At 53.5% G+C, this 16,859-nt stretch carries 12 protein-coding genes; 7 read left to right on the top strand and 5 right to left on the bottom strand.

All coding sequences use genetic code 11. The annotated features are described in order from the left end of the window. Positions 1-63 precede the first annotated feature (63 nt). The 3 genes from NXS13_RS05070 to NXS13_RS05060 all read left to right on the top strand — a co-directional run bounded on the left by NXS13_RS05070 (position 64) and on the right by NXS13_RS05060 (position 8,588). Positions 64-792, top strand: coding sequence for an EcsC family protein (locus NXS13_RS05070; RefSeq protein WP_259078051.1), 729 nt, complete (start codon positions 64-66; stop codon positions 790-792). A gap of 41 nt (positions 793-833) precedes the next feature. Further along, positions 834-4,766 carry an ABC transporter ATP-binding protein gene (locus tag NXS13_RS05065; RefSeq protein ID WP_259289452.1) on the top strand — a complete coding sequence of 1,311 codons (3,933 nt, stop codon included), beginning with the start codon at positions 834-836 and terminating at the stop codon, positions 4,764-4,766. A gap of 99 nt (positions 4,767-4,865) precedes the next feature. Continuing rightward, the gene (locus NXS13_RS05060; RefSeq protein WP_396124926.1) at positions 4,866-8,588 is read left to right on the top strand and encodes a multifunctional oxoglutarate decarboxylase/oxoglutarate dehydrogenase thiamine pyrophosphate-binding subunit/dihydrolipoyllysine-residue succinyltransferase subunit; all 3,723 of its coding nucleotides are present in this window, start codon (positions 4,866-4,868) and stop codon (positions 8,586-8,588) included. Between the two features lie 64 nt (positions 8,589-8,652). Here the strand turns inward: NXS13_RS05060 and NXS13_RS05055 are convergent, their stop codons facing one another. Beyond that, positions 8,653-9,345, bottom strand: coding sequence for a hypothetical protein (locus NXS13_RS05055; RefSeq protein WP_259078056.1), 693 nt, complete (start codon positions 9,343-9,345; stop codon positions 8,653-8,655). Positions 9,346-9,360: 15 nt separating this feature from the next. Further along, positions 9,361-9,861, bottom strand: a complete 501-nt coding sequence (locus NXS13_RS05050) for a general stress protein (RefSeq protein ID WP_259158315.1) — start codon at positions 9,859-9,861, stop codon at positions 9,361-9,363. Positions 9,862-9,997: 136 nt separating this feature from the next. On the opposite strand from NXS13_RS05050, the gene NXS13_RS05045 reads away from it, so the two are divergent. Genes NXS13_RS05045 through NXS13_RS05035 form a run of 3 tightly spaced genes read left to right on the top strand, consistent with a single transcriptional unit; the run spans position 9,998 to position 13,033 of the window. Continuing rightward, positions 9,998-11,302, top strand: a complete 1,305-nt coding sequence (locus NXS13_RS05045; RefSeq protein WP_259078066.1) for a magnesium transporter MgtE N-terminal domain-containing protein — start codon at positions 9,998-10,000, stop codon at positions 11,300-11,302. Further along, positions 11,295-11,867, top strand: coding sequence for a DUF1003 domain-containing protein (locus NXS13_RS05040; RefSeq protein WP_259078068.1), 573 nt, complete (start codon positions 11,295-11,297; stop codon positions 11,865-11,867). Before NXS13_RS05045 ends, NXS13_RS05040 begins: the two co-directional genes overlap by 8 nt. Before the next feature lie 32 nt (positions 11,868-11,899). After that, positions 11,900-13,033 carry an Mrp/NBP35 family ATP-binding protein gene (locus NXS13_RS05035; RefSeq protein ID WP_259078070.1) on the top strand — a complete coding sequence of 378 codons (1,134 nt, stop codon included), beginning with the start codon at positions 11,900-11,902 and terminating at the stop codon, positions 13,031-13,033. Positions 13,034-13,066: 33 nt separating this feature from the next. Here NXS13_RS05035 and NXS13_RS05030 read toward each other — a convergent pair whose 3' ends face one another. Together NXS13_RS05030 and sigE are read right to left on the bottom strand one after the other, a co-directional pair. Continuing rightward, positions 13,067-13,507: a twin-arginine translocase subunit TatB gene (locus NXS13_RS05030; RefSeq protein ID WP_259289451.1), complete on the bottom strand. Its 441-nt coding sequence runs from the start codon at positions 13,505-13,507 to the stop codon at positions 13,067-13,069. A 539-nt stretch (positions 13,508-14,046) separates the two neighbouring features. Beyond that, entirely contained in the window at positions 14,047-14,664 is a 618-nt protein-coding gene (gene sigE / locus NXS13_RS05025) for an RNA polymerase sigma factor SigE (RefSeq protein ID WP_259078073.1), read from the bottom strand. Positions 14,665-14,850: 186 nt separating this feature from the next. On the opposite strand from sigE, the gene NXS13_RS05020 reads away from it, so the two are divergent. After that, positions 14,851-15,486, top strand: a complete 636-nt coding sequence (locus NXS13_RS05020) for an O-methyltransferase (RefSeq protein ID WP_259289450.1) — start codon at positions 14,851-14,853, stop codon at positions 15,484-15,486. A 63-nt stretch (positions 15,487-15,549) separates the two neighbouring features. Here the strand turns inward: NXS13_RS05020 and glgC are convergent, their stop codons facing one another. Continuing rightward, entirely contained in the window at positions 15,550-16,767 is a 1,218-nt protein-coding gene (gene glgC, locus NXS13_RS05015) for a glucose-1-phosphate adenylyltransferase (RefSeq protein WP_259078080.1), read from the bottom strand. Positions 16,768-16,859 lie beyond the last annotated feature (92 nt).

The following is a 16,859-nucleotide window of genomic DNA, read 5'->3' as shown; positions in this document are numbered from 1 at the left end:
AGCATTTCTGGGCGAGAGGTAGATACAACCCCGAATGGTCTTGAAAGGATCACCTGTAAATATATGTCTCCCGAATTACAACACACCCACGACCGCGATCTCGATAGAACATCCGATTCTGCGGATTCCACCCACGAGTTACTCAGCGATCTCTCTGAAGCCGATCGCGGCCCCATGGCCACTGTGTTGGTGACAGTTCTCGAAAAAGTTTCCGGAATGACCAGCGGAGTGCTGACGAATTATGTGGATAATCTCCGCGAAAAGAACCCGGAGTTTAACAACCACGATATTCAGAAAGCATTGGATAAGAACTTCTTGCGAGCGGTTACTGGCAGTGGCGCGAGCGCTGGTATGGCCTCCGCGATCCCGGGTGTTGGTTTAGTGGTGGGGTCGGCTGCGATTGGGGCCGAGAGCTTCCTTTTCCTAGATTTTGCGGCCTCCTACGCTCTCTCATCGGCTTATGTGCGCGGTATCGATATCGATTCACCCGAGCGTCGGCAAGCGATAATTTTGGCCGCGGTTCTCGGTTCGGAAGGCAATGCCCTCACCGATGCTACGTTCGGCGGGGCCTCTATTACCCAGGTAATTAAGGGTGCCAATGCTCAGAATATGGGCTACCTCAATAAGATTATGATGCGCAGCGCTGTAAAGAGGCTCCGGAAGTCAGCTCTATTTTCGTGGATCGGGAAACTGCTCCCCTTAGGTGTCGGCGCCATGATTGGTTCAGTGGCTAACCGCAAGCTAGGGCGCAAAGTCATCACCCACGTCGAAAGTACCCTAGGCACCATCTAAGCCTTGAGCCTCAGGCTAGCAAAGCGACAAGGAGCGTATTCATGCGGATGAAGTTTAAAGATTCCCCCTCCTACAAGCTCATTGCAACGCTCTGGCACACGCCCGTCGCCTTAGTGCTCACTCTAAGCTGTACGTTTCTTATTACGCTTTTCGACGCCGCTATTCCCCTCCTGACTGGCTCCGCGATCGACCAGGCAATCGCCTCCGATCGAAGCGGTATATCCGCTATCATCATCACCTTGGTCGTGGTGAGCCTGGGTCGCTACCTGTTTCAATTTGGGCGGCGGTTTTTTGCCGGTTATATCTCCAACCACCTTCAGCACCGCCTGCGGGTCGGTATATTAGAAAACCTGCTTCACCTCGACGGCCCCGCCCACGATCGCCTCCGTACCGGCCAGGTGGTTTCCAGAACCATTTCTGATCTGAACACGGTACAGATCATGATTGCCATGCTGCCGCTGATGATCGGCCAAGCCTTTAAGGTCATCCTTTTCACCGGCATCCTCATGTGGATCTCCCCCGTACTCAGCGTGTTGGCTCTTATCACGATTCCAATTTTGGTCTGGCTAGGACAAAAATCTCGCAAAACTCTCTTCGCGGCCACGTGGGCGGCGCAGCAGAAGATCGCCGATATGAGCACTCATATCGAGGAGACGATCCAGGGAGTTCGGATAGTCAAAGCCTTTCACCAAGAAAATCGCGAAATTGATACCCTACAGCAGCAAGCCACCGAGGTATACGGTCACAAGCTTCGTGTCGCTCGGTTAAGCGCCCGCTTTAAACCCCTGCTCCAAAATATCCCGACCGTTACCCTCGTCCTCAGCATTGGTATCGGTGGTCTACTCAGTCTCAACGGTGCCATTACCATCGGGGAATTTCTTGCCGCGAGTGTCTACCTCTCCGCACTCTCCAGTGTGATCTCCATGCTCGCCGCCATGTCCGTTCAAGTCCACATGGGCCTATCGAGCGCCGATAGGATATTCGAAGTTTTAGAGCTTCGACCTGAATATACAGAGCCTGAAAAACCTCAAGAGCTTAACCCTCATGCTCAGGCTTTAGGCCTACGCATAAGCAATCTTCATTACTCAGATGTCCTCAACGGGCTCGACCTCGACCTAGCGCCTCGAAGCTATACCAGTTTGGTTGGTCCTGCCGGCTCTGGTAAATCCATGCTCATTCAGCTTTTGGCGGGTTTCTATCAACCAGATAGCGGCAAAATTTCCCTGATAGAGGAAGGGCCTAACCCTGCTACTCGTAACTATACTGACCTTTCTCTATCTAGCATTCGCTCCTCTATTGCTTGTGTATTCGATGAACCTTTCCTCTCCCACGCCACGATCAGGGAGAATATTGATGCTGGCCGACATCTCAGCGATGAGGAGATTCTATGTGCCTGCCGTATGGCCTGTATCGATGATTTCATTGAGCGCGCACCCAACGGTCTGGATAGTCTCATCGGCGAACGCGGGCTGACCCTTTCGGGAGGGCAACGGCAACGGGTCGCTCTCGCGCGGGCTCTAGTCGCTCACCCTAAGGTGCTACTCCTCGACGACACCACCTCTGCTATCGACAGTGCCACCGAGGCACGCATCTACGCCAATCTGCGCGAGCACTTTCCTCATACCACGGTCCTGGCTATTACTCACCGCCATTCCACCCTCGCCCATTCGGATTATGTGGGCTTGATTCACAAGGGCCATATGGTGGCTATTGACTCCCCCGAGCGTATTGCGGACAATCCTCAATTCTCGGAACTTATGGACGTGGAATTGGACACCAACGACCTTGATCTAAGCGCGACGCCTCAGCTAACTGCCCCTCCTGAAGGACTTATCGCCGAAGCGATACGATCACCTCAATTGAGCGAGACAGAGGAAACCACCGGTCTCGATTCTCTTAGCGACACAGAATTGGAGGAGCTTTTGTGGTCGAGTCGGTCTTATGATGAAAAAGAAAGCTCTAACCGAACTACCACTAGCGGGGCTTTAAAAGCCGCGGCCTCTCTTGCCGGCGCTAAGGGGATGAGTCACGGCGCTGCTTTTGCGGCCATGGCTGGAGCCACTCCTGCGACTAAAAATCTCCTCGCACGGGTCGATCGGCTTCCTTCAATCAAGGATCTGCCTCCCCGAGGCGGAGCAGATTCTTTCCGGAAGAAGATGCGCGTCGTTAATGCTCGCACTCTCTTCTTCTCAGTCCGCTACTACCTTATGGTACTCATCGCCCTGTATATCCTCGGGGTTATTGCGAGCCTCGCTATCCCTACCCTGATCGGGCGAGCTATCGACGAGGGCATTAAGCAAAATAATGTCTCCACCTTATTAACCCTCACCGGGATCGGTCTCCTGGCGGTGGTGATGAGCTGGCTAGCCACGATAGCATCCGAATTTCTCAGCGCTCGTACCGGCGAAAGCTTATTGTACGAATTGAGAATCCGCAGTTACAGCCACCTCCAGAGGCTTTCGCTTGGGTTCTACGAGAAGGTCATGTCGGGAGCCATCATTACTCGAATGACTACTGATATCGATGCCCTCAATGGATTCCTGCAGAATGGCTTCACCGTCTTCGTCGTCTCTTTGAGCACAATCGCCGGTATTGTTATTTTGCTCGTGGCCACATCGGTCAAACTCTCGCTGATTGCCGCTATTGGTATTCCACTTATTGCGGTAGCGACTGTGGTTTTTCGTTCCATCTCGTCCAAGCTGTACACCCAAGCACGGGAGGAAGTGTCGACGGTAAATGCGCATTTCCATGAGTCGATGTCAGGGTTGCGCACCGCCCAGCTTTTTAATCAAGAAGCTGAAGTTTTAAAGGATTTCGAACGCCAGGCCGCTCACTATCGGCGTACTCGCATCAAAGCCCAGACTGCGGTAGCCGTTTATTTTCCAGGTATTAACGCCACCACTGAGATCCTCAGTGCGAGCGTCCTTGGCGTGGGGGCTCTCATGGTTGCCGATCAAACGCTCTCAGCTGGTGTCCTCGTTGCTTTTCTGCTGTACTTGGAGCGCCTTTTCGGCCCCGTTCAGCATCTCTCGCAAGTATTTGATGCTTATCAACAAGCGGCGGTGGGTTTCCGTCGTATTTCTGATCTCTTGTCCACCGAAAACTCCGATGCGGCCGAGCAGCAAGAAGAGACGACTGATGCTCACCGTACCCTCCAGGTACAGCGATCGTACTCGAGTACAGATATCCGCCGTCTGGCTCGCGAGGCAATCGATTTTGAGCAGGTGAATTTCCACTACCGCGATGTTGACGAGGCCGCACTTAGCGATATCAATCTCCATATCGAGCCTGGAACCACCGTTGCCATCGTGGGGCCGACGGGGTCGGGCAAATCAACTCTGATTAAATTGCTTCTTCGCTTCTATGATCCTATCTCCGGGAGGATCAAGGCGGGAGCCCAGCCGCTTAGTGATTTACCCGTGGGATTGTGGCGCGAGACGATCGGTTTTGTGCCGCAGGAAACCTATCTATTCCACGGGACCATTGCCTCCAATATCGCCTACGGCAAGCCACAGGCCAGTCGCGCGGACATCACTCAGGCAGTGAAAAATGTTGGCGCCTTGAAGATCTTTGCCGCTCTTCCTGATGGTCTTGCTACCCCGGTGCGCGAGCACGGTCAGGGCCTGAGCTCCGGGCAACGCCAATTAGTGGCTCTGGCACGAGCAGAACTAGTCCAGCCCTCGATCCTCGTCCTCGATGAAGCTACAGCCACCTTAGATCCAGCCACCGAGAAGGTCATCGTCGAAGCCTCGCACCATGTGGCGCATACCCGCACTGCTTTTGTGGTAGCTCACCGGCTTGCAACTGCGGAGAATGCCGATCGAATCCTTGTGGTGGATAAGGGGCGTATCGTAGAAGACGGGAGCCATAACGAACTCCGCTCATCTGGGGGTACCTATGCCACACTTTGGAAGGTTGCGCGTTCTCAGAGTGAGCCCCCACTAACCCCGAAAGTGAAACCGCGCACATTGTAAGAAAAAAATAGCTATCGTCTATTAAATACGTTCCAGTTACAGTGACGAACGTGGACAATACCCCTAAGAATTCCTTAACTAAAAGAACTTCCCACAGAAATGAGGCGAGTACCTGCCGTGAGCAGCGCTAGTACTTTTGGCCAGAATCAATGGCTGGTCGATGATATGTTCCAGCAGTTCCAACACGACCCAGAGTCAGTTGATAAGGAATGGCGTGAACTATTTACCAAACAGGGTGGCCCCCGCCCTCAGACCGCTTCAAGTTCGCAGCGTACCTCCGACCAATCGAAGGTGACCGCACCCGATACACCTGATTCAGTAGCGACGAAAGCTGATCAGCACCGCGAAGCGGAGGTAAGTAAAGAGGCTAAGGATAAGGCCACCGCAAAGAAGCGCTCTCAATCCCCACTAGCGCGCGCCGCTGAGATGCCTACAGCGGGAGAGAGAACCCTCAAGGGCATATTCAAAGCGATTGCAAAAAATATGGATGAATCTCTAACGATTCCCACTGCCACATCGGTACGCGATATGCCTGTGAAGTTGATGTTCGAGAATCGCGCGATCATCAACGAGCACCTGCAGCGCACCCACGGCGGCAAGGTTTCGTTTACCCATATCATCGGTTATGCCCTCGTGAAGGCGATTATGGCTCACCCTGATATGAATAACTCCTATGCTGAGATCAATGGGAAACCCACCGTTGTCACCCCGGAGCATATTAATCTCGGTCTAGCTATAGATCTGCCCCAAAAGGACGGTTCCCGCGCACTTGTGGTCGCAGCCATCAAGGAATGCGAAAAGCTTGATTTTTCCACCTTCGTGGAAAAATACGAAGATATTGTCAAGCGAAGCCGAACAAATAAGTTAGGGATGGATGATTTTTCGGGAGTCACCGTTTCCCTCACAAACCCAGGCGGTATTGGCACTCGACACTCCGTCCCTCGCCTCACGCAAGGTCAAGGCTCCATTATCGGTGTCGGCTCGATGGACTATCCAGCAGAATTCGCAGGCGCATCCGTAGATAGGCTTGCGGAATTGGGTGTTGGCAAATTAGTGACCATCACCTCTACCTATGATCACCGCATTATTCAGGGCGCCGAGTCTGGTCACTTCCTCAAGACCATGAGCCAGCTCTTTATCGATGATTCGTTCTGGGATGAGGTTTTCTTCTCCCTCCACATCCCATATACCCCTATGCGCTGGGCCCAAGATCTACCCAATACTGGGGTGGATAAAAATACCCGCGTGATGCAGTTGATCGAAGCCTACCGTTCACGTGGACACCTTATCGCCGATACAAATCCCCTGCACTGGTCACAGCCTGGTATCCCCGTGCCAGATCATAGTGATCTTGTCATGGAATCCCACGGTCTAACTATTTGGGATCTTGATCGTACTTTCCACGTAGGCGGCTTCTCGGGTCAGGAATCCATGACTCTGCGCGAAGTGCTCTCGAAGTTGCGCAAGGCCTACACTCTAAAGGTCGGTGCGGAGTATACCCATATCTTGGACCGTGACGAGCGTACTTGGTTGCAAGAACGCTTGGAAAAGGGTATGCCTAAACCCACTAGTGCAGAGCAAAAATATATTATGCAGCAGCTCAATGCCGCCGAAGCATTTGAGAATTTCCTGCAAACTAAATATGTAGGCCAGAAACGCTTCTCCCTCGAGGGCGCCGAGGCGTTGATTCCGCTTATGGATTCCGCCATCGATACCGCTGCGGGCCAGAATCTCGACGAAGTGGTTATTGGCATGCCGCACCGCGGCCGGTTGAATGTGCTCTTTAATATTGTAGGCAAGCCATTAGAAACTATCTTCTCCGAATTTGAAGGAGATATCGAGGCCAAAGCAGCTGGAGGTTCCGGCGATGTGAAGTATCACCTGGGAGCCGAGGGCACACACTTACAAATGTTCGGCGATGGCGAGATCAAGGTAACCTTGACTGCCAATCCTTCCCACCTTGAAGCCGTTAACCCCGTGATGGAGGGTATTGCGCGCGCTAAGCAAGATTTGCTCGATAAGGGGGATCAAGGGTACACGGTTATGCCGCTGCTTCTCCACGGCGATGCTGCTTTTGCAGGCTTGGGCATTGTGCCAGAAACCATCAACTTAGCGCAGCTTCGCGGCTACACCGTCGGTGGCACCGTGCATATTGTGGTCAATAACCAGATCGGCTTCACCACTACCCCAGATTCCGGCCGCTCCTGCCTCTATTCAACCGATATGGCTAAAGCCTTTGGTTGCCCAGTCTTTCACGTTAACGGCGACGATCCAGAGGCTGTGGTGTGGGTCGGTACCCTCGCGACGGAATACCGGCGTCGATTCGGAAAAGATGTCTTCATTGACCTCATAGCCTATCGCCGCCGAGGCCATAATGAAGCTGATGATCCATCAATGACTCAGCCAAAGATGTACGAGCTCATCGACGGCCGCAAGACCGTGCGCGATCAATATATCGAGGATCTGCTCGGCCGCGGTGAACTATCAAAAGAAGATGCCGAGAAAGTCTCCCGCGACTTCCACGACCAAATGGAATCGGTCTTCAATGAGGTCAAAGTGGCCGAGAAGAAGGTCTTTACTCAGCAGGAGGGCATTACCAAGGCCCAGGAACTCCCTCGCGGGTTAACTACTAATATCTCCAAGGCAGAATTTGCCGAGATAGCAGAAGCCTACGGGCGCCTCCCTGAAGGCTTCACCCTGCACCCTCGAGTGGCGCCGGTAGCCCACAAGCGCGTGGAATCTATCTCAACCGGTGGCATCGACTGGGGTTGGGGCGAACTCATTGCCTTCTCCTCCTTGGCTAACTCCGGCAAATTAGTCCGTCTAGCAGGTGAAGATACTAGGCGCGGCACTTTCACCCAGCGACACGCGGTGGTTTACGATCCCCGGACCGCCGCGGAATTTAATCCTCTGCATGAATTGGCAGAATCCAAAGGCAACGGCGGTAAATTCCTCGTCTATAACTCTGCGCTCACCGAGTATGCTGGCATGGGTTTTGAATATGGCTACTCGGTTGGCAACCAAGAGGCCGTCGTGGCTTGGGAGGCGCAGTTCGGTGATTTTGCCAACGGCGCGCAGACCATCATCGACGAATATGTCTCATCTGGCGAAACAAAGTGGGGACAGACTTCCTCTGTGATCCTGCTGTTGCCCCACGGCTATGAAGGTCAGGGGCCAGACCATTCGTCTGGCCGGATTGAACGCTACCTGCAATTGTGCGCTGAGGGCTCCATGACCGTGGCCCAACCATCGACTCCCGCTAACTACTTCCATCTATTAAGGCGCCACGCCTTGGGTGGACTCAAACGCCCGCTCGTTGTATTCACTCCCAAGTCGATGCTGCGCATGAAGGCTGCAACCTCTGAGGTTTCTGAGTTCACCGAGATCACCACTTTTAAGTCAGTCATCAACGACCCACGTTTCTTTGATAAGTCCGGATCAACAGTCGGTGACACCTCGAGTGTGAAGACGATCTTGCTGGTATCCGGAAAGCTCTACTATGAGCTGGCGAAGCGAGCTGAGAAAGAGAGCCGCAATGACGTCGCTATTATACGTTTGGAGATGCTCCATCCCATCCCATTCAACCGTCTCAAAGAAGCTTTCGACGCTTATCCTAATGCGACTGAGATTCGCTTCTGCCAAGATGAACCCGCCAACCAGGGGCCATGGCCCTTCCTTAGTGCCCACTTACCTGACCTTATCCCAGGAATGTTGCCCTTGAAACGAGTATCGAGGCGCGCACAGGCATCGACCGCCACGGGCTTGTCAAAGGTGCACCAGGTAGAACAACAGGAACTCGTTGACTCAGCCTTCAGCGAATAGATCCGTCAGTAATTAAGGTGAGGGTGCCGTAATAAGCGGCACCCTCACCTTTTTGAATGGATTTTTATAAGTTGAAGTCGCCGCTATATCTATCTAGAAATTCCTCAGCCGCTTGGTGAGCAGAACCAACCTTCTGGGCGCGCTCGATGATGTCCTGCAAAGAATCGGTTGTGAGGACCCCAGAAACTGTATTGATTGCTCGCCTACTGCGACGATCTAAGTCCGAGGTTCGGTAGATCGGCATAATGTGCTCGGGCAGACCCGAGTCGGAGTCGACACATCCGAGCGCATTGGAGGGGTCTGTGGCAGTTGTATTATCAAGCAAGGTAGACATGGCTGCGGCGTAAACTATTTCCCGCTGCTCGTGAGGGTCAGTTATATCCCGCGCGAAACGCTGCCGTAAATCCTCTGCTAGACCTGAATTCCGCGCCTGGACTAATGTTCCAGTACAACTAATCACGAGGTCTGCTGAGCCATAGCTGAGTCGATCTACGCCACTATAATAACCCGACTGATCCAAGCTGAGGATCGCCTGATGGCCGGCCCGTTCGAGGGCTTGTTCGTATAATTCTGCCAAGACCAGTGCCTCAGTGGTGTGGGGCTGGACGGCAACGATAATCACCCGATCGGGGCTCGCAGCCTTATTATTCGTAAAGTCAAAGGGATCGAGGTAACCATTACCGACCACATATCCTGCGCCTAGGGTGCTGAGCGCCGCGATGGCCGCAATCCCACGCTTAAGAGCTGCAGAGGGCACGATGGGGTCCTTTCCCTAGTTCGGGCGCTTATGAGTGAATTCGCTGATGAGATCACGTGCTTGGGGGGCTGTTGCCGGATCGCATAGGATATCGTATCTGCTGGCTACTATTTGGGTGGTAGACGCAAAGTCACGTTTGCCCCTTGAGGCCGCGTACTGGATGGCTGCCGCGCTGGTATAGAACACTGAACCTAGGAGGACGCCGAAGATTAGCGAGCTCGACCAATCGCCCGTGACCACTCCGAGAAGCGTTCCCATAAATAGGCCCACCCAGCCACCTGAGGCAAGACCGCTCAATAAAACTTTCGGCCATGTCAGGCGCCCCAGCACGTTTTCGCACTCCATTAAATCAACGCCGACGATTGAGACTGCACTGACATCGAACTCTTTATCCGAGAGCATATCGACGGCTGCCTGTGCCTGCGCATAGGTGCTAAAGGAGCCGACTGGCCACCCCTCGGGGATAGTTCTTTGCCGCCCATTCAGCTCAGGGTTGGGCCTCGAGAAAAAAGTCATACCTGTGTTCCTTGTCAATTCGTTCAGGTCTAGAGTGGCTTGCGCAACACTCAAATACTGTTCACTATATCGCAGTTGTTCAGCGCCAGGATAAGTGTTAGGGAGTGCCCTGGAGAAACAGCTACACTTATCAATTATGAGTGAAGTTACCCGAGTTTATGCTGGGCGCCTAGCGGGCATGATTGTTCGCGGTCCCGAGACTGATGCAATCGGTCGCGTGCGTGATGTCATTGTTAATATCCGGCCCTACGGACATACCTCCCGAGTGCTTGGTCTCGTGGTTGAAATGACCAATAAGCGCCGCATTTTTCTTCCCATGCTCCGGGTGGCCTCCATCGATCCTCATGAGATTATGCTGGTCTCTGGTTCGGTCTCACTGCGATCGTATAAGCCTAGGGCCGGTGAACTCGCTATCGTCGGCGATGTGATCGGGGCGAAGGTCCACGTGGATGATCCTGAATTGGAGCAGCTGCACTCTAAGCCGGTCGAGATTGCCGATGTGGAATTAGAGCGTACCCGCACTCGCGACTGGGCCATCTCTGCGGTGGCCGTGCTCAAGGAACGTGCCACTTTTGCTCGCCGGCCGGAACTGTTTGTGGTGCCGTGGAAGCACGTCCATGGTATTAGCGCTGCGGGTGTTGGTATGTCTGATGCCTTTGCTGAGTTGTTGGCGGAGTTCGAGGATATGCGTCCGGCAGATATCGCCTCGGTGCTCTATGACTTGCCCGAGAACCAGCGCACCACGGTCGCTACCGAGCTGGACGATGAGCGCCTCGCCGATATTCTCCAAGAGATGAGTGAGGATCGCCAGGCCGAGCTATTAGAAACTCTTGACATCGAACGTGCAGCTGATGTGCTCGAGGAAATGGATCCTGATGATGCTGCCGATCTGCTTTCTGAGCTCGACGATGAAAAAGCCGATGTCTTGCTCGAACTCATGGATCCTGAGGAATCAGCCCCAGTGCGGCGCTTAATGAGCTTTAGCCCCGACACGGTAGGTGCGCTGATGACTCCAGAACCTTTGATCCTCAGCCCTCAAACGACCGTCGCTGAGGCGCTCGCCCAAGCCCGCAACCCTGATCTTCCTACCTCCCTATCCTCTATGGTCTTTGTGGTGCGACCGCCCACCGCCACCCCGACGGGGACTTATTTAGGGTCTGTGCATTTGCAGCGGCTGCTCCGTGAACCCCCGTCGATGCTCGTTTCTGGCATTTTAGATCCGGATCTACCGCCCCTTTATGCTGATGATTCCCAGGAAACTGCGGCGCGCTATTTTGCTACCTATAACTTGGTCTGCGGACCCGTGCTGGATAACGATAACCACCTACTGGGAGCGGTGGCAGTTGATGACCTTCTCGATCACTTATTGCCGGAAGATTGGCGTGATTCGGGTATCCGCCCCGATTCGACCATTGTGAAAGGAGACCTAGCGCATGGCTGAGTTAGATACCCCACGGCTGCCCGGGAAAAAGAGGCTTTTCAGACTTGATGACGATTCCATTGGCGCCTACGCTGAGCAGGTCGCCCGCTTTTTTGGTACCGGCAGTTACCTGATGTGGCAGACGGTTTTCGTCGCTATCTGGATCGTGCTGAACCTCGGCGCCTTCTGGTGGCAGTGGGATCCCTATCCCTTCATCTTGCTGAACCTGGCATTTTCCACACAGGCAGCCTACGCGGCGCCGCTGATCTTGCTGGCACAGAACCGACAAGAAGATCGTGATCGTGTTTCTCTCAATGAAGATCGCCGCCGTGCTTTTGAAACCAAATCGAATACCGAATATATTACCCGCGAGCTCGCTGGCTTGCGTCTAGCGCTGGGTGATATGGTCACTCGTGATTATCTGCGGCACGAATTGGAAGATCTTCACACCATGATCGAACGCATTGAAGCTAAGCTGGACGATGAAGCCGCTGAACGGACTGCATACCGCCATCAGCAGGGACTCGATGACGCACACCACGATCTTAGTGACCCGATTCAGGGGCGCACGAGTGAGCGTCGTTAAGCAAAATACGAGGGGAAGTACTTAGAAAAATAATGACCACTATTACTGAGCATGACGTGCGGCAGGCGCTCTCGCGCGTAGAAGATCCAGAAATTGGTAAGCCGTTAACAGAACTCGGCATGGTGAAATCTATCGCCCTCAGTGGCGTAGATGTTGAGGTAGAAATATACCTCACGATTGCTGGGTGTCCGATGAAAAACCTGTTGGTGGAAAACTCACGCGCTGCCATCGCAGATCTCCCGGGCGTTGGTGAGATCACCGTGACTACCGATGTCATGGATGATGAACAGCGCAAGAGCCTGCGGCAGCAGTTACGCGGCGATACCCACGAGCCGGTGATTCCCTTTAGCCAACCTAACTCCACAACCAGAGTCTTTGCCGTCTCTTCTGGCAAGGGGGGCGTGGGCAAATCCTCGATGACCGTTAACCTTGCAGCCGCACTAGCTGCTCGCGGATTGCGGGTCGGGGTGCTTGATGCCGATATATACGGGCACTCAATACCGGGCATGCTCGGGTGCACCGATCGTCCTCATGCCGTAGACGAGATGATCATGCCGCCCATGGCTCATGGCATAAAACTCATTTCGATTGCACACTTTGTTGAAGGTAATGCCCCTGTGGTGTGGCGCGGCCCGATGTTACACCGCGCCATTCAGCAGTTCCTTGGAGATGTATTCTGGGGTGACCTCGATATTTTGCTTCTCGACCTTCCCCCTGGAACTGGCGATATCGCCATTTCGGTAGCCCAACTCCTCCCCAATGCCGAGCTCCTCGTGGTGACGACCCCACAGAGCGCCGCGGCTGAGGTGGCCGAGCGCGCCGGGACTATCTCGTTGCAAACCCAGCAGAAGCTCGCGGGTGTCATCGAGAATATGAGTGCCATGATTTTGCCCGATGGATCGACGTTAGAAGTCTTTGGCTCAGGTGGAGGCGAAGAGGTCTCGCAGCGCATCTCGACGCTTACTGGAACGAAGGTTCCGCTTCTCGGATCGGTTCCGTTAGATCCTCAGCTTCGCGAGGGAGGCGATCACGGCACCCCCATTGTGCTTGCCCACCCTGAGTCCCCCACTGCGGTAGCGATCAAGGCTATTGCAGATCAGCTCGTTCTTCGACCTGAATCACTTGCCGGTAAGCCCTTAGGCCTTGGGGTGACTCGGCACGACTAGAAATCTCCTATCCCCTGCCTGATTGGATAGGGGCTATAGGACGTCATCCCAGCTAAAATCCCGGTTTCTCGGGCCGGATACCGCGTTATTGGGTATATCGGCCTGGGAGGCTTGACGGTCGGGACTAAGTTCGGTGCGTGCGGCACTAGTTGGCGAATCAAGCTCACCGAGCTGTTTCTTCAGGTCGAGAGAATCGATGGCCTCAGTATCTCCGTCAAAGAGCACTTTAGTTAATGCGGCTTTGGGACCCATTCGCTGCAAACCAGCGATCTGGTTAATGGGAGCACGGAAATCTTCGAATTCCTCCAGGTACTCCCCATTTAGTTCAGCTTTAGCATTATTGATGGCGCGGCGAGCAGCAAAAATAGCAGCACGGGCATCCTCAATGACGCCTGGGAGCTTTTCGGGGCCAATGAAAATCATAGCGAGGATGAGAATCCAGAAAATTTCTCCCCAACCAATTGAGCTAAACACTTAAATAACCTTACCCTGCATGTGCGCTATTTCCATCTCATCAGCCGAATCTTTGACACCTTCGATCGCAAGGGATGCTGATCCGACTCTACACAGTCAGCAATTTGATGCAGGCGTCTCATTAGCTCCGAGCTGGCTTCCAATGATTGGCAACAAGAATTGCGTAGGCGCTGCGATGCTAGCCGTTGTTTCTCTACCTCGAGACGACACTCGTGGCAGTGAACTAGATGTATATGGGCTCGGTGTGTGGCAGCGGGACACAACTCGTTATCTGCCAAGGCAGCTATGGCCTCAGGATTGAGATGGTCAATCGCTGATAACTTTCGGACTTGGGAGGAAATATCAAATGTTCTGGAACGCTGCGGCTTGTCTCGTTGCGCCATAGCCCACCAGCTTTCTCGATTCGAATCACAGGTATATAACCTAGAGGTCATAAGTGGAACGAACCGCATATGCCGTTAGTTCCCCACTGTCCACTATAAGAGAAAGACTCGCCATATGGTTGTGGCGAGTCAGTGTTTCGAATTTAGTGTTTAGTATTAGCTGCGAATGAGCAATTGCGCATCAGCGTCAACTTCAGCCTTCGCCTCCAGCATCGCTCGCAACTGACTCCTGCCCCGGTGGATACGCGAACGCACAGTGCCCATCTTGACGCCCAAAGTTGCGGCTATCTCCTCGTAGCTCATACCCACCACGTCGCAGAGCACTACTGCCACTCGAAAATCGGGGGCCAGTGCGTCGAGCGCTTCCTGCAAAGCTGGGTCAAGGTTGGCCACGTTATAGGCTTGTTCAGGGGTCATATCGGTTCCCGGAACTCGCTCGTAGTCCTCTGGTAGAGCTTCCATGCGGATTTTCGTGCGGCGCCGCACCATATCTAAAAAGAGGTTAGTAGTAATACGGTGCAACCAGCCCTCAAAGGTACCAGGTTGATATTTATCCAGGGAACGGAAGACTCGCATAAAGGTTTCTTGGGTGAGATCCTCAGCATCATGTTGATTGCCACTGAGTCGAAAGGCGAGCCGGTATACGCTGTCCGCATGCTCAGAAACGAGATCGCTCCAATCTGGCATGGAACCTACGCCTGCATCAAAGGCCGCGGTTCCGGAAAGGTCCGCAGCATAAGCGCCGGCATCAGTCGGGCGAGGCGTTGTGGTCATGTGGACTATTGTTCCCGAACTGTCTTCAAAAAGCCAGAAAGAACTCTGTGAATTAGCTGGGAGAGCGAGAATATCTAGGATGTGGAGAAAGGGGGTGACTATATCAACACTCCATCGAAGCTCCGAGGGGAAGTTGAACTATAGAGTATCGGTGTTTTGCGAAGGATAAAACAGTCGAGAAACTCTATGCTTAAAGGTGTGACTGAAGAACTACGCTCCTATATCGAAGCCATTAGCCCTGCCGATACTACTCTCGAGCTAGCCTACGAGACGGCCGAGGAATTTGGGCTCAGTGCGCCCGATATCCACACCGGTCAATTATTGAGCACCCTAGCAGCCACGAGTAAAGCTCAAGGGGCCATCGCTATTACCCCCGCGAGCGCGGTCGTCGGTTACTTCTTGCTGCAGGGAATGAATTCTCAGGGCACTCTCACCTGCATCGACCCGGAGCCTGAATATCACCGGCGCTCCGCCGAGATCTTCCGTAACGCATCCTTCTCCCCCACTAGAGTGCGCTTTTTACCATCCCGCCCTCTCGATGTCATGGGGCGCCTAGCTAAAAAGTCTTATCAAATTATTTACGGAGAAGTATCCCCCATTGATGCGAGAGCTCTTATTAGTGCCTCGCTCCCCCTTTTAAGTGCAGGTGGGAGTGTAATCATCCCCGATATCCTGCTCGACGGTACCCCCAGCGACCAGACGCGACGCGACCGAGAAACTGTAGCTGCCCGCGACCTGCAGGACTACCTCAATTCGCTGGAGTCAGTTCAGGTCACCAGGCTTCCCCTAGGTGCCGGCCTAGTCATCGTGACTGTGCAGTAGTCAAAAAATCCCGCCCCCCAAATAATTTTTGAGTGGGGCGAGATTCCTCTTCTCATGTGATCTTTAAACGACTACATTCTTTCCTACAACAACAACCCCGCCGGGACTAATGGCGAAGCGCTCTGCATCCCGCTGATGGTCCACACCAATGAGCGTTCCGTCCGTAACTACCACGTTCTTGTCGAGGATAGCATGGCGCACGACAGCCCCCTTACCGATGCGAACTCCCGGCATTAGAACCGAACCCTCCACCGTGGCTCCCTCCTCGACTATGACACCGGTCGATAGCACCGAGTTGCGAACCGTAGAGGCCGAAATAATGGAGCCCTGGGCCACCATCGAGGATTGCGCGATGCCGCCTTGCACAAATTTAGCTGGAGGTAATTCCGTCAGGTCAGTTGAGCGGATCGGCCACTGCTGGTTATACAGGTTAAAGATCGGGTGAACCGAGATCAGATCCATATGAGCCTCGTAGAAGGCATCGATGGTACCCACGTCACGCCAGTATCCCCGATCACGATCCGTGGATCCTGGAACTATATTGTTCGTAAAGTCATAAACGTGTGCATCTCCGCGCTCAACAAAATACGGAATGATATCCCCGCCCATATCATGCTCGGAATTTTCGTTGATACCGTCCTCCCGTAGAGCTTCAACGAGGGCGTCCGTAGTGAATACATAATTGCCCATTGAGGCAAAGGTGACGTCTGGATCGTCGGGTACAGCTGGAGGGTTCTCGGGCTTTTCCAGAAATTCCGTAATATTTCCTGCCTCATCGGCTTGAATGCAGCCAAAAGCACTGGCCTCAGATCGGGGCACCCTGATACCAGCTACAGATACAGCTTTGCCGGAGGCGATATGCTCGTCGACCATTTGCTCCGGATCCATGCGATAAACGTGATCAGCGCCAAATACCAGCACATAATTAGGGCGTTCATCGTAGATGAGATTCAGTGACTGCAAAATTGCGTCCGCTGAGCCCCGGTACCAGTGCTTGCCTCGACGCTGCTGCGCCGGCACCGACGCAATATACTGAGCGGTCGGGCCATAAAATTGCCACGCTTGTGAGATGTGACGATCTAGCGAATGAGATTTGTATTGAGTAAGAATACAGATCTTCATATAACCGGCATTGACCAAATTGGACAAAACAAAATCGATCAATCGGTAAGTGCCGCCGAAGGGAACGGCAGGCTTAGCGCGGTCTTCAGTCAGAGGGAAGAGACGTTTCCCTTCTCCGCCGGCCAAGACGATGGCAAGGACATTATTTTGACTTTTCACAGTGTCTAATTTAATGCGAAAGTTCTACCACCGTTAGGGTATTGAGAAAAATGCGATCCACGCCACCTTTCAAATACTCAGCGCCCTAGCCT

The sequence above is a fragment of the Corynebacterium sp. ES2730-CONJ genome, from assembly GCF_024834055.1.
Taxonomy (GTDB): domain Bacteria; phylum Actinomycetota; class Actinomycetes; order Mycobacteriales; family Mycobacteriaceae; genus Corynebacterium.
This window is presented reverse-complemented; position numbering and strand designations above follow the sequence as displayed.

Excerpts from the sequence above, each read along its gene's own strand:
- NXS13_RS05070 (WP_259078051.1), top strand. The coding sequence starts at position 64 with ATGTCTCCCGAATTACAACACACCCACGACCGCGATCTCGATAGAACA.
- NXS13_RS05065 (WP_259289452.1), top strand. The coding sequence starts at position 834 with ATGCGGATGAAGTTTAAAGATTCCCCCTCCTACAAGCTCATTGCAACG.
- NXS13_RS05060 (WP_396124926.1), top strand. The coding sequence starts at position 4,866 with ATGAGGCGAGTACCTGCCGTGAGCAGCGCTAGTACTTTTGGCCAGAAT.
- NXS13_RS05050 (WP_259158315.1), bottom strand. The coding sequence starts at position 9,861 with ATGACTTTTTTCTCGAGGCCCAACCCTGAGCTGAATGGGCGGCAAAGA.
- NXS13_RS05045 (WP_259078066.1), top strand. The coding sequence starts at position 9,998 with ATGAGTGAAGTTACCCGAGTTTATGCTGGGCGCCTAGCGGGCATGATT.
- NXS13_RS05040 (WP_259078068.1), top strand. The coding sequence starts at position 11,295 with ATGGCTGAGTTAGATACCCCACGGCTGCCCGGGAAAAAGAGGCTTTTC.
- NXS13_RS05035 (WP_259078070.1), top strand. The coding sequence starts at position 11,900 with ATGACCACTATTACTGAGCATGACGTGCGGCAGGCGCTCTCGCGCGTA.
- sigE (WP_259078073.1), bottom strand. The coding sequence starts at position 14,664 with ATGACCACAACGCCTCGCCCGACTGATGCCGGCGCTTATGCTGCGGAC.
- NXS13_RS05020 (WP_259289450.1), top strand. The coding sequence starts at position 14,851 with ATGCTTAAAGGTGTGACTGAAGAACTACGCTCCTATATCGAAGCCATT.